This is a genomic window from Streptomyces sp. MMCC 100 (assembly GCF_041538145.2).
Classification (GTDB): Bacteria; Actinomycetota; Actinomycetes; order Streptomycetales; family Streptomycetaceae; genus Streptomyces.
This window is the reverse complement of sequence record NZ_JBGORK020000001.1, coordinates 5714798-5727678: the sequence shown is the minus strand read 5'-3', so window position 1 is coordinate 5727678 and position 12881 is coordinate 5714798. Positions and strand designations below refer to the sequence as shown.

Genomic DNA, 12881 nt, shown 5'->3' with positions numbered 1-12881 from the left:
GGGGCCGGCGCATCGCCGCCTTCGAGGATGGCCATCGAGATCACCTTCTGCAAGCGGGATACCGTGCCGCATCGGGCGAATCGATCAGCGGCGATCAATGCGAGTAACGCGATCGCTTCGTTCGGCTGCCTTGGAAAGAAGCTCGTTCTCCAGTGTGAGGAGCTGAACCTGCTGTGCGAGGACGTTGATCGAGGAGCGTAGCTCCCGCACCTCGCGCGCGTGCTCTTGGCGGAGCCGACGCTCGGCTGACTTCAGGGTCTGGACCTCCTGCCGGAGCGAGGCCGAGGGCGTGGCTGCTTCTTCTCGATCGGCTACGAGGGTCCGGAACTCCGTCAGGACATGAGGGTGGCGGTAGGCGCTCGCTCTGCTGACCCCGGCCTCGACTGCGAGGGAGGCGACGGTCAGGGAGCCGTCGCTACGCGTGGACTCTCCTCGGAGCAGGCGCTCGGAGGCCGCTCGGAGGGCTGTTTCGGTTGCGTCAGTCGTTGACACGGTCGATCCCCTCGATCACTTTGCTGACCTCGTTGAGATGCTCTCGCAGAGCTGTTCGCTGGAGATCGGAGAGTCCCACGAAGGCCAGTGCGCGCTCGGTGTCTCCGCGTGCTGCTTCCCACCCGTTGCGATGCCGGGTCGTGATGGTCGAGTTCCCGCAGCGATCCGGGCGGCAGTTGTTGAGCATGGGCTGCTCCGGGCCGCCGGCGGTTCGGCACAACGCGGTCTCGGGCTGGTAGTAGCAGTCGTTCAGAGTCCCGACGTGCAGGGTGTGAGCGGAGGTCTTCAGCATGGCGTGAAGGCGACGCTCATCGACGACCCGTCCCGGGAAGTCCTGCAGTTCCTCCTGCACGCGCGCGAACTCGTTGTCAGTCCGTGTCCCACCCGGTGCGGAGGAGCGGATACCCGCTTTGAAGTCCTCGTAGCGCTCCACGGCGTCCGCCAAGCGCGCCATGGCTTCTTCGGCGGCGACCTCCGCGCGGAAGCCCGAGGCCGAGGTCCCGGCGTATCCCTCGAACATGGCCACGGAGAGGTGTTTGTACTGGATCATTCCCGCGACCGTGCCGTAGGGGCGGTGGGCGATGTGCCAAGCCACGGTTCTGCGGAACTGGCGGGTGGTGAGGTTCCAGGGTTCCCCGTCCACGTCGGGCACGGGAAACCCGATGTGCGTGCAGTGTGCTCGGAACTTGTTGAGGTTCTCATTCATTCGGTTGGCCGAGACCGTTGAATACCGATCACGAGTGACTGGTCGGCAGAACAGCGCCTCACGGTGGGGTAGTTGCTGAAGGATATTGATGGCTTCGGCGACGGGCCCGATGACCACCCAGCTTTCCACTGTGCCACGCCCACCCTTGACGAGTTGCGAGCGCACCTTGTGGCGAACGACGACACCATCCGCACTCCGCTCGGTGAAGTGACAGCCGTCCCGCAGTTCCTTGACCTCGGAGTCGCGCATACCGGACAGATAGGCGATGAGGATGTAACAGGCGGTTCGCAGAAGTCGTTCCTCGTGAGGCACGGCGGCGGGGCTGAATCTGTCCCGCCAGGGGAGACCGGTCTGGGGTGCGGAGCGATGGGTGTGTCCATACCGCCGGACTCAGGGCCCAGGAGTTCCAGTGCTCGGTCGATACGCTCGTCGTAGACGCCTCCGGCGACTCCCCGGCCGGCTCCGGACTTCCGCATGACGTACGTGTAGGCCGGCGCACCGGCCAGGTGTACTTGTCGTCCGACCCCGTCCACTACGGGGACTCCTCGTCCTTCGTCGGCAAGGCCCTGCAGATAGTGCTCAAGGCGATTAAGGGACAATCCGTGGATGTCTTCGGCGGAGGCTTCCAGTTCCGTGAGCTCGGTACGTGCGTTGATGATGTCCTTTGCCGCGGTGCGGACATAGAACAGCGCTGCCTGCACCAATGGGCCGATCACGTTCGGTGGGATGCGGGGGGTCTCGTTTTCATGCTTGCGCGTCGGTTCGACGCCGATGACCCGGGTGAGGGGACGGCCGTTCCACGGGTTGATGACCAATGCGTCGGTGACGACGGCCTGTGCTGCGAGGTGCAGGCGTGAGATCACCTGGAGCCGATGGCGAACGCTGCTCGCGAGCAGCCCTTCGCCCCGGCAGTGAGCGAGGTAGGCGTCGAGAACCGGTTGCGTGACCGCGTCCAGGCGTAGGCCTTCGTGCTCGGTGTCGAGGAACCGGAAGAAGCACCGCAGGTTCCACCATTCCGCTGCCACCGTTGAGATGGAAGGCAGTGGGCCACGGCTCGGACGAGTGTTGAGCCTCCAGAAGAGGAACTCACGTGCGGCCTCGCGTCGCACGGGATGGCCGAGGGACTTGAAGTCGATCAGGAACTCGCTGGCGTACCGGTTCCCGGCAAAGCCAGCCACACCGAGGTTCCAGACGTCGTCTCCGAAACGTGGCGTGAGGGACGGGTCGCCCACGAGAGGGCGTCCGGACAGCACGGGTGCGGTGTCGCGGGGGCGGGCAGCGTTGAGCCCAAGGGGGAGCGGTTGCGCGAGCATCAGTGGCCTCCGAACAGGCTGGAGGGAAGGAACAGGAGGGGTTCGGTGGACTCGGCCACCGCCTTGGCGTTGAGGACGTCACTCTCGCTGAACCTTGGCAAGATCAGATGCAGGATCTGTTGGCGGACCCCGCCGAAACGTGCCGTCCACTCGACTTCGGGCGTTCTGGCCCGCTCGGTCTCGATGTGGTTGAGAAATGCCAGGATGGCTGGAAGCTTCCTCCGGGTGATGACAGCGTTTCCGCAGCTGAGGCAGCCGAAGAACGACACCGGGCACGCCTTTCCTTTGGTACCGAATGGCGAGTCGAAGAAGTTGCGGCAGGACGACAGCCACAGATCGGATTCGCCGGACAGGAGTAACTCGACTTCCTGGGGAGCGACTCCGAGTAACTGCGGTGCCTCAGAAGGCGCTTGAATGAGCAGTTCTTCCTCCTTCGGTGTGAGGACCGAGGGAGTGCGGGCCTCGTCGAGCGCGTCCTGCAAGCCGTCTGCCACGGCCTGTTCGTGGAGGTCGCGCAGGGAGGGGATGTTCGCGTAATGCGCTGCGGCGACATCGGGAGAATGTCCCTGCACGAAAGCCGACATCCTCCCGCCAGTGACCTTGTACACGGCCGCTTTGTAGGTCTTTCGCAGCCGGGACAAGCGCAGTTCAACGGGGCGGCCCTCGTCGCTGAGGCCATGTGTTGAAGCGAAGCTCCGTGCCAAGTGCGCCACCGCACTCGCGCTGAATCCTGTGGCCAGGACACCTTCCTTCATCCGGAACTGCCACAAGGCCGATGAGCCGGTGATCTCCCTGACGGAGGCCGTAAGTCGAAGAGCCAGCCGCAGCAGCCCGCCCGGAGAGTTGGACGAGCCGTCCCTGACCCGGATCGTGTTCCACTCCTGGCCATGCCGACGGCGCTTGAGGTACTCGACCTGCACATAGCCGCGGTTCGGGTTCTTGAGGCAGTCAGAGGTCAGTTCCCTGACTGCCTCCAGCTCCATGCCGCTTTCGAGACAGAACAGAAGGAGCAGGGCGAACAGGTCGCGGCTGGTTGGGTAGAGGAGAGGTGCCAGGCGGCCGGGAGAATGTTCGTCAGCCAGGGCCCGACCGACCCGGGCGGCCAGTTCCTGACGCGTGAACTGCCCTTGGCTCCGGTGAATCTCCCACAGCACGTTGGCGTCGGAACTCCATCCAGCCGCCCGAGGCTCCCGCCCCTGTGCCAGGAGCGTCGGGCCCTCCATCGTCAGTCGACGAACTGCGTGGTCGATGTCGGAGCGCGCGGCAGCGCGTAACTGCTCGACGATGTCGGGCGAATAGGCGTCGCGAGGGGCGTACGAGCCGACCGGACCTGCTGAGGTATGGGCGAGCCGCCGGACCATGGCAGCCGACAAGCCTCCCTCCTTGTCGCTCAGGCGCCGCAAGATCCATACGATGTCGGCGATACGCGCGTAGGGCGTCCTTGAGGACTCCGGATGCCTTTCGCGTAGATGGCTCTCGAACCCGTCCAGGTGGCGGGGGAGGAGATCGCCTAGGCGTAGTTCCGCGTGCTCCGTCGATGCGATCCAGCGTGCCCATTCACGACATGAGCGGGCGCGATTCCGCAGCGTATGCGGCGACCCTGTGCCCTGGCCCACGGCACACGAAGCCGCCAGTTCTGCGCCCAGGGCCCGCAGCAATCGCTGCTGAGGCTCCCGGGTCCAGTCCACGACGGCCGCTCGGTTGTCCGGGAAGGTGACTTCGATCTTCAGCAGCCCCAGTGTCGGGGGAGTGGGATCAACAGCCTGCTCCACCTGAACGTTCAGTCGGGCCCGATGCCGTCCCCGCCCTACCATGAGATCGCTCCGCCTACCTGCGCCACGGACCGCTGATCTTCTTGTGAGACCTGAGCCGCCGTGGCCGCTACCTCGGACGTCCAGGCGTCCACCGCACCGTCGATCAAGGACTGCGCCTGGTCGGTGCAGTCGAGGTAGATGTACGTCGTCGTGATCGAGGAGTGCCCCAGCAGCCGGCGCAGGTGATCGAGGGGGTCTCCGATGATCCGGCGGTACACGCCGTCGGCCATCTCATGCCTGTGCACCGAGCCGATCTGCTCGTGGATCAGCGCCGACAGCAGATGAACTGCGAAGGTGTGCCTGAGCACATGGGGCGTCGCAGTGACGTCGACCCCGTACGTTCTGCACCTTTCCGAGGCGCGCACGAAAACGGATTCCCAGGTGGACAGAGACACAGGTCGTGCTTCATTCCCGAGCCATACGCACGCGGGGCCAATAGGACGGTCCTGCTCATCCATGAGGAAGAGCCGGGACCGGATTGATGGCGGCACACGCGACCAGGGAACTCTCCGCAGCCGACCGTCCTTCGTCTGCATCCGTACGCCCCGGCGGTCGGGTTGGCTCCCCAGCACCGGATCGGCAGGCAGTGGACAGCCTCGGGCATTCCAGCGGTCCAGCACCAAGGACCGCTCGATCTCCATGTAATCGGCCATGGCCGCGACGATCCGGTTCGGCAGCAGGATCCTGCGCCCCTTGTCCCGTTTCGCGGTCGGTGGCGCTAGGTCGAACGGCACGCTCTTCATTCCGTCCTGGCGGTCTGGGGCAGGAAGTTCCGGCCAACAGAGCGACGCGGCCTCCTCGATGCGCAAGCCGGTGGTGACCAGCAGCTCGGCCATGACGACGTTGCGTTCCGCGTTACGGCCACGGAAGGACGGATCGGCGGCTCCTGACGGCTGTTGACCGCGCAGTCCGACGTCGCGGAAAACCGCATATCGGGGCACGGAGAGGAACTTGACGGACCCGCGCTTGGCGGCTTTCTCCACCGCGCGGTTGTTACGGACGGGCACTTGCCGACCGGATTCTGCTCGCCGTGAGCTCTCGTAGTACTTGAACGGCGTCCGCTCGATCAGGCCCTCGTCCGACGCCCAGGTGTAGAACTTGTCCAGGGCCGCGACGGATCGGTTCCAGGTGGAGGCCGAGATGGCCTGCGTGGGGTCGGGCGAGATACGCCGAGCCCGGTGGAAGGCCGTCACGTCATCACGGTGGGCTTGCCAGACGGTCTTGCCGCGATGCTCGTGGAGGAACCGCCCCCAGGTCAGCAGATCGAGAGCGTACGCCCGCCAGGAGTTCGCCGACCTCACTCCGAGGGTGGGCAAGGACCACAGGAAGCGGTTCAGGTGTGCGTCGTAGCTGCCGTCATCGCTGATGATGAACGGCGCACCGACGTGCAACCCGTGCCTCTCCAGTGCCCTCTGCGCATCGGTCACCCCGGCCGCTTCCAGTGCTCCCGGGTCGGTGAAGAAGATCTCCATCTGATCGCACCCCCTGGTCGATCAACGACGAGGGAGATCGTGAGACACGGTCGTGCGTGGATAAGGCCTTCGACCTCACCCTGCTCTCCGCCGAACTGCGGCGTCACGGGCTGCCGTCGCTGCGCGAGCGCCTGGGCGGCCTGGACCCCGCCCCGGTCATCGACCCGTACACCATCGACCGCTCCGTGGACCGCTACCGCAGGGGCAAGCGCAACCTGGAAGCGGTCTGCCGGGAGTACGGCGTCCCGCTCGACGCCGCCCACGACGCCACGGCCGACGCCCTCGCCGCGGCCCGGCTGGCCTGCGCGATAGCCGGCCGCCACCCCAAGGTCGCGGCCCTCGGCCCGGCGGACCTGCACCGCCGTCAGATCGAGTGGTACGCCGAGTGGGCGGCGGACTTCCAGAACTTCCTGCGCCGCAAGGGCGACGCCACGGCCGTCGTCGACGGGACCTGGCCGCTGCGCGAGTTGGCCGAGGAACCGGCCGACGAGCGGGTCTGAGGCGCCTCTCCGGGATCGGCCGCGCCGAGTCAGAAGGGGTACCAGCGCACCTCGGGGTCCTCGTCCCGCAGCGACGCCACCCTGCGCTCGAACTCGGCCAGCGCCTTCGGGTTGCTCGGCGCGTGCTGGGCCACCCACGCACAGCTCGCGGTCTCCCGGGCGCCGCGCAGCACCGCACAGCCGTCCCACTCGCGCACGTCCCAGCCGTAGGTCGCGGTGAAGGCGTCGTACGCCTCGGCGGGCAGCCCGTAGCGGTCCCGGCTCAGCGCCATCACCACGAGGTCGTGCTCGCGCAGGTCGGCGGAGAAGGTCTCCAGGTCGATCAGGACCGGCCCGTCGGGACCGACGTGCACGTTGCGCGGCAGCGCGTCCCCGTGGATGGGGCCCGGCGCCAGGTGCGGGGTGAGCGCGGCGGCGGCCGACGCGAAGCCGTCCCGGCGCTCGCGCAGATATGCGGCGTCCGCGGGGTCGATCACGTCGCCCGCCAGGCGCAGCCAGCGTTCCACACCGCCCAGCAGCTCGCGGGGCGGCAGCTCGAAGGAGGAGGGGAGGGGCAGTTCGTGCACGAGCCGGAGCAGTGCGGCCACGTCCCGGGGCTCGGTGGGCCGCACCGCGTCGGGCAGCCGCCGCCACACGGTCACCGGGTGCCCGTCGACGATCGACGCCGCCGGGGCGGCCGCCCGCACCGCCGGCACGCCCGCCTCCTCCAGCCAGAGCGCGACGGCCAGTTCCCGGCGCGCCCGTGCGAGGAGTTCGGCGTCGCGGCCCACCTTGACCGCCAGGTCGCCGGCGGCGAACACCGCGTTCTCGCCGAGGGCCAGCAGCCGTGCCTCCTGCACCGGGCCGGGCAGCACCTCAGCCGCGGCCAGCACCTCCCGCGCCCGTGCCTCGTCCATCGTCTCGCGCCTCCGTGCCTTCGGTGTTCTCGTCGTCCGTCGGTCAGTGTCGCATTCGCACAGGTGGGAGGGTGTACACGGGCCCTTGACGGGACGCGGTCACTTCACGACCATGACCAGGCCCGTTCGAGCCGTGCAAAGGGGTTGATTACGTGACATTGGTGACCGAGTCGAGGAGACCGGCGCGCCGTGCGCCCGGCCCGGACGCCCCACGGGGCGGACCGGACCACGGCGCCTGGTTCCTGGTACTGCCCGCGCTGATCCCGATCCTGGTCCTCAGCGTGGGACCGCTCCTCTACGGCATCCTGCTGGCGTTCACCGACGCCCAGTCGGGCCGCACGGAGCCCACCCGGTGGATCGGCGCCCTGAACTTCCAGGACCTGCTGCACGACACGCTGTTCTGGGAGTCGTTCCGGATCGGCCTGGTGTGGGCCGTCGGGGTGACGGTGCCGCAGTTCCTGCTCGCGCTCGGTCTCGCCCTGCTGCTCAACCAGAACCTCCGGCTGCGCTGGCTGGCCCGTGCCCTGGCGATCATCCCCTGGGCGATGCCCGAGGTCGTCGTCGGCATCATGTGGCGGCTCGTCTACAACGCGGACGCGGGCATCCTCAACGAGACCCTGCGCGACCTCGGCCTCGGCGACGGCCACGACTGGCTCAGCGGTCTCGGCACCGCCCTGCCCGCCGTGATCGTCGTCGGCGTCTGGGCCGGCATGCCGCAGACCACGGTCGCCCTGCTCGCCGGGCTGCAGAGCACCCCGCGCGAACTGCACGAGGCGGCCGCGGTGGACGGCGCGGGAGCCTGGCGCCGCTTCCGCACGGTCACCTGGCCCGCCCTGAGGCCCGTCGCCCTCGCCATCACCGCGCTCAACCTCATCTGGAACTTCAACTCCTTCGCGCTGGTCTACGTGCTGACCAACGGAGGCCCCGGCGGCCGCACCCGGCTGCCCATGCTCTTCGCCTACGAAGAGGCATTCCGCTACGGACAGTTCGGCTACGCCGCGGCGATGGGCTGCGTCATGGTCGCCGTGATCTCGCTCCTGCTGGCCGTCTTCCTCGTCGGCCGGCTCCGGGGCGAGGCCAAGGGAGGTGACGAGGCGTGAGGACCTCGACCGCGGCCCGCACCGGCCAGTACGCGGCGCTGCTCGCGTATCTGGTCTTCCTGGCCTTCCCGTTCCTCTGGCTGATCTCCATCGCGTTCAAACCGCCGCGCGAGCTGGCCAGTCTGCATCCCACCTGGATCCCGAAGGACCCCACCCTCGACAACTTCCGGCAGGCCTTCGACGAGCAGCCGCTGCTGCACGCCGGGCTCAACTCCCTGCTCGCCGCGCTCGGTGCCGCCGTGATCGCGGTGCTGATCGCGACCCCGATGGCGTACGTCATGGCCCGCCGTCGCGGCCGGCTCGCCAAGGCGGCCACCGGGTGGGTCGTGGTCAGCCAGGCCTTTCCCTTTGTCCTGCTGATCATCCCGCTGTTCCTGGTCCTCAAGAACCTCGGCCTGATCAACTCCGTTCCCGGCCTTGTGCTGGTGTACGTGGTCTGGTCACTGCCGTTCGCGCTGTGGATGCTCGCCGGATACGTCCGCGCCGTGCCGCGCGAGCTGGAGGAGGCGGCCGCCGTCGACGGCGCCGGGCGGCTGCGGACCCTCGTGTCGGTGACCGCGCCGCTGCTCGCGCCGGGGATCGTGGCGACGGCCCTGTTCGCGTTCATCACCGCGTGGAACGAGTTCTTCTTCGCGCTGGTGCTGCTGAAGACACCGGAGAAACAGACCCTGCCCGTGATCCTCACCCACTTCATCGGCGCCGAGGGCGTCGCCGACCTCGGACCGCTCGCCGCGGCGGCCTTCCTCGCGACGCTGCCCTCGCTGGTGGTCTTCGCGCTCATCCAGCGGCGGATCACGGGCGGCATGCTCGCCGGGGCGGTGAAGAGCTGATGCCGACGCGTACGAGGATCGTGACCCTGTTCGCCTGTGTCGTCCTGCTGCTCGCGGGCTGTTCGGCCGGCGGCGACGGGGCGGACGACGGCCGGATCACCCTCCGCTTCCAGTCCCTGGCCTGGCAGGACGAGTCGGTGAAGGCCAACAAGGAACTGGTGCGGGAGTGGAACGCCACCCACCCCGACGTGCGCGTCGAGTACGTGCAGGGCAGCTGGGACAGCGTCCACGACCAGCTTCTCACCTCCTTCGAGGGCGGCGAGGCGCCCGACATCATCCACGACGCCTCCGACGACCTCGCCGACTTCGCCTACGGCGGCTACCTCGCCGACCTCACCGAACTGCTGCCCGCGCGGCTGAAGTCGGACATACCGCGGCACAGCTGGGAGACGGTCACCTTCGGCGACGGCGTCTACGGCGTGCCGTTCCTCCAGGAGCCGCGGGTGCTGATCGCCAACGCGACCCTGCTGAAGAAGTCGGGCGTCCGGATCCCCACGCCACAACACCCCTGGACCTGGCCGGAGTTCCGGCAGGTGACGAAGGAGCTGAGCGGCGACGGCAAGTACGGGGTGGCCTGGCCGCTCAAGGAGCCCGTCTCCGCCACGCTCAACCTCTCCCTGTCCACCGGCGGCCGGCTCTTCCACCGCGGCGCCGACGGCAAGGTGACCGTCCGCTTCGAGGAGGGCGACCAGGTGGTGCCCCGCACCGTCCACGACCAGGTCGACACCGACCACAGCGCCTCGCCCACCACCCTGGGCAGCGGCGGCTCCGACACGCTGCCCGGCTTCTTCGCGGGCAAGTACGCGATGGTGCCGCTCGGCTTCTCCTACCGCCAGCAGATCGAGCAGCAGGCACCCGAGGGCTTCGACTGGCAGGTGCTGCCCGCCCCGTCCGGCGCCGACGGGCTCGCCCAGGGCGTCAGCCCGCAGACCCTGTCGATCGCCGAGGACAGCCCGCACAAGGAGGAAGCCGCCGCGTTCGTCGACTTCCTCCTCCAGCCGGACAACATGGTGCGCCTCGCGCTCGGCGACTGGATGCTGCCCACCGGCGAGCAGGCCCTGAAGGACCCCGCCCTGCACACGGCCGAGCGCGGCTGGGCCACCGGCACCGCCCTCGCCGGGCACCTGCGCTCGGCGCCCGCGCAGTCCGTACGGGGCTATGCCGAGTGGAAGGACAAGGTGGCGACACCGGCGCTCCAGGAGTACTACAGCGGGGCGATCGGCATGGACGAGCTGCGCCACAGACTCGAGGAGGACGGAAACCTCGTACTCGCCCGCTACCAGCGCTGACGGCCGCCCGCGGAAAGCCCGTCGACGGCCGCCCGCGGAAAGCCCGACGATGGTCGCCCGCGGAAAGCCCGTCGACGGCCGCCCGCGCGAAAACCGGTTGCCCGCCGGGCGGGCGCCCGTCTAACGTCGCGTCCGTGGCAGCTTTCAACGCGATCTTCAACTCCGGTCTCGGCCGGGGCTGCACGTACTCCATCAGGAGGCGTCGTGGCCCCGGAGCCCTGACCGGCCCGGGGTCCCCCCGCCGCTGACGCACTCGACGCGTCCGACACGCCCGACGTGTGCGCGGCGGGGCTGAGCCTCCGCATCCTCTTTTGCCTTCGTCTTCCGGTCAGGGCCTTCGGCTGCCCTTTTCCCCTCCTGTCACGGAAGACAAGGACCGCAGGCCATGGCCCGCCCCACCCAGCGTGCCCGCACGCTCTCGCAGAACTTCCTCGCCGACCGCGCCACCGCCGAGCACGTCGCCCGGCTCGCCGCCCCCGACCGCTCACGCCCTCCCCTCGTGCTCGAAGTGGGTGCGGGCAACGGCGCCCTCACCGGGCCGCTCGCCCGCCGCAGCCGCGAGCTGCACGCCTACGAGATCGACCCCCGGCTCGTCCCGGGACTCCGCGCCCGTTTCGCGCGCAGCCCCCACGTCCACGTCGTCGCCGGTGACTTCCTCGCGGCCCGGCCCCCGCGCACGCCGTTCTCGGTCGCCGGGAACGTGCCCTTCTCGCGCACCGCCGACATCGTCGACTGGTGCCTGACCGCACCCGGTCTCACCGACGCCACCCTCATCACCCAGCTCGAGTACGCCCGCAAACGCACCGGCGACTACGGCCGCTGGACCCTCCTCACGGTCCTGACCTGGCCGCGCCACGAATGGCGGCTGGTGGGCCGGGTGGGCCGCCTCCGTTTCCGTCCGGCGCCGCGTGTCGACGCCGGCATCCTCCGCATCGAACGCCGCCCCGCCCCGCTGCTCACCGCCGCCGCCCGCCGCAGCTGGGCCGACCTGGTCGAGCTGGGCTTCTCGGGCGTCGGCGGCTCGCTGCACGCCTCCCTGCGCCGCGTCCACCCCCGGCGCCGGGTCGACGCGGCGTTCCGGGCCGCGGCGCTCGATCCCGGTGTACTGGTCGGCGAGGTCGCGCCCGACCGGTGGCTGCGGCTGCACGAGGAGCTGGCCCCATGAAGCGAAACCGGTTGCACGAGACGTATCGTCTCGCGTACGGTGCGGGTATGACCAGTCCCGCGCACATCGCCATGTTCTCCATCGCCGCCTACGGCCACGTGAACCCCAGCCTGGAGGTGATCCGCGAGCTCGTGGCGCGAGGGCACCGGGTGACGTACGCGATCCCGCCGCTCCTCGCGGACAAGGTCGCCGAGGCGGGCGCCGAACCCAAGCTCTGGCACAGCACGCTGCCCGGCCCCGACGCCGACCCGGAGGCGTGGGGGAGCACCCTGCTGGACAACGTGGAGCCGTTCCTCGACGACGCGATCCAGGCGCTCCCGCAGCTCGCCGAGGCGTACGAGGGGGACGAGCCGGACCTGATCCTGCACGACATCGCCTCCTACCCCGCCCGTGTCCTCGGCCGCCGCTGGGACGTGCCGGTGATCTCCCTGTCGCCCTGCATGGTCGCCTGGGAGGGGTACGAGCAGGAGGTCGGCGAGCCGATGTGGGAGGAGCCGCTGAAGACCGAGCGCGGCCAGGCCTATTACGCCCGCTTCCACGCCTGGCTGGAGGAGAACGGGATCACCGACCACCCCGATCCGTTCGTCGGCCGCCCCGACCGCTCCCTGGTGCTGATCCCCAAGGCGCTGCAGCCCAACGCCGACCGGGTGGACGAGAAGGCGTACACCTTCGTCGGCGCCTGTCAGGGGGACCGCACCGCCGAGGGCGACTGGACGCGTCCCGAGGGCGCGGAGAAGGTCGTCCTGGTCTCGCTCGGCTCCGCCTTCACCAAGCAGCCGGCGTTCTACCGGGAGTGCGTCAGGGCCTTCGGCGAGCTGCCCGGCTGGCACGTGGTGCTCCAGATCGGCCGGCACGTCGACACCGCCGAGCTGGGCGACGTACCGGACAACGTGGAAGTGCGCACGTGGGTCCCGCAGTTGGCGATCCTCCAGCAGGCCGACCTGTTCGTCACCCACGCGGGTGCCGGCGGCAGCCAGGAGGGCCTGGCGACCGCCACGCCGATGATCGCCGTACCGCAGGCCGCGGACCAGTTCGGCAACGCCGACATGCTCCAGGGCCTCGGTGTCGCCCGCAAGCTCCTGACCGAGGAGGCCACCGCCGAGGCGCTGCGCACCGCCGCCCTCGCCCTGGTCGACGACCCGGAGGCGGCGGCGCGCCTGGAGGAGATCCAGGCGCAGATGGCCCAGGAGGGCGGCACCCGGCGGGCCGCCGACCTCATCGAGGCGGAGCTGGCGGCCGCGCGCGCCTGACCCGGCACAGCACGGCGAAGGGCCCGTCGGTTCCCCCGGAACCGACGGGCCCTT

General features: G+C 69.3%; 10 protein-coding genes and 1 pseudogene. 7 read left to right on the top strand and 4 right to left on the bottom strand.

The features are described from left to right. The first annotated feature begins 27 nt into the window (after positions 1 to 27). On the top strand, positions 28 to 201 hold the full coding sequence (locus ABS735_RS26610; RefSeq protein WP_476755852.1) for a hypothetical protein: 174 nt from the start codon (positions 28 to 30) through the stop codon (positions 199 to 201). A gap of 277 nt (positions 202 to 478) precedes the next feature. Here ABS735_RS26610 and ABS735_RS26605 read toward each other — a convergent pair whose 3' ends face one another. From ABS735_RS26605 to ABS735_RS26595, 3 genes are all read right to left on the bottom strand, one after another. Then, positions 479 to 1510 (bottom strand): hypothetical protein, encoded by a 1032-nt coding sequence (locus ABS735_RS26605; protein WP_373903731.1) that lies wholly within the window; start codon positions 1508 to 1510, stop codon positions 479 to 481. Between the two features lie 1000 nt (positions 1511 to 2510). Further along, positions 2511 to 4283, bottom strand: a complete 1773-nt coding sequence (locus ABS735_RS26600) for a hypothetical protein (RefSeq protein WP_373903732.1) — start codon at positions 4281 to 4283, stop codon at positions 2511 to 2513. A gap of 35 nt (positions 4284 to 4318) precedes the next feature. Further along, positions 4319 to 5797, bottom strand: coding sequence for a tyrosine-type recombinase/integrase (locus ABS735_RS26595; RefSeq protein WP_373903733.1), 1479 nt, complete (start codon positions 5795 to 5797; stop codon positions 4319 to 4321). 65 nt (positions 5798 to 5862) lie between these two features. On the opposite strand from ABS735_RS26595, the pseudogene ABS735_RS26590 reads away from it, so the two are divergent. Then, positions 5863 to 6297: pseudogene (locus tag ABS735_RS26590) on the top strand (3'-5' exonuclease family protein); the annotation flags it as partial. A gap of 29 nt (positions 6298 to 6326) precedes the next feature. On the opposite strand, the gene ABS735_RS26585 reads toward ABS735_RS26590, so the two are convergent. After that, entirely contained in the window at positions 6327 to 7193 is an 867-nt protein-coding gene (locus tag ABS735_RS26585; RefSeq protein WP_373903734.1) for a phosphotransferase, read from the bottom strand. A gap of 152 nt (positions 7194 to 7345) precedes the next feature. Here ABS735_RS26585 and ABS735_RS26580 point away from each other — a divergent pair, with 152 nt between their 5' ends. The 5 genes from ABS735_RS26580 (at position 7346) to ABS735_RS26560 (ending at position 12827) form a co-directional block, all read left to right on the top strand. Then, positions 7346 to 8293 (top strand): carbohydrate ABC transporter permease, encoded by a 948-nt coding sequence (locus tag ABS735_RS26580; RefSeq protein WP_373903735.1) that lies wholly within the window; start codon positions 7346 to 7348, stop codon positions 8291 to 8293. After that, complete coding sequence (locus ABS735_RS26575; protein WP_373903736.1) at positions 8290 to 9123, top strand: carbohydrate ABC transporter permease; 834 nt, start codon at positions 8290 to 8292, stop codon at positions 9121 to 9123. The genes ABS735_RS26580 and ABS735_RS26575 overlap by 4 nt, the downstream gene beginning before the upstream one ends. Then, a complete protein-coding gene (locus ABS735_RS26570) occupies positions 9123 to 10412 on the top strand; it encodes an ABC transporter substrate-binding protein (protein WP_373903737.1) in 1290 nt (429 codons plus the stop codon). The genes ABS735_RS26575 and ABS735_RS26570 overlap by 1 nt, the downstream gene beginning before the upstream one ends. A gap of 385 nt (positions 10413 to 10797) precedes the next feature. Then, on the top strand, positions 10798 to 11577 hold the full coding sequence (gene erm(O) / locus ABS735_RS26565) for a 23S rRNA (adenine(2058)-N(6))-methyltransferase Erm(O) (RefSeq protein WP_373903738.1): 780 nt from the start codon (positions 10798 to 10800) through the stop codon (positions 11575 to 11577). Beyond that, a complete protein-coding gene (locus tag ABS735_RS26560; RefSeq protein ID WP_373903739.1) occupies positions 11574 to 12827 on the top strand; it encodes a glycosyltransferase in 1254 nt (417 codons plus the stop codon). The genes erm(O) and ABS735_RS26560 overlap by 4 nt, the downstream gene beginning before the upstream one ends. Positions 12828 to 12881: the final 54 nt, after the last annotated feature.

Bases quoted from the DNA above. Each gene is read 5' to 3' on its own strand.
- ABS735_RS26595 (WP_373903733.1), bottom strand. From the start codon at position 5,797: ATGGAGATCTTCTTCACCGACCCGGGAGCACTGGAAGCGGCCGGGGTG.
- ABS735_RS26570 (WP_373903737.1), top strand. From the start codon at position 9,123: ATGCCGACGCGTACGAGGATCGTGACCCTGTTCGCCTGTGTCGTCCTG.
- ABS735_RS26610 (WP_476755852.1), top strand. From the start codon at position 28: ATGGCCATCGAGATCACCTTCTGCAAGCGGGATACCGTGCCGCATCGG.
- ABS735_RS26585 (WP_373903734.1), bottom strand. From the start codon at position 7,193: ATGGACGAGGCACGGGCGCGGGAGGTGCTGGCCGCGGCTGAGGTGCTG.
- ABS735_RS26560 (WP_373903739.1), top strand. From the start codon at position 11,574: ATGAAGCGAAACCGGTTGCACGAGACGTATCGTCTCGCGTACGGTGCG.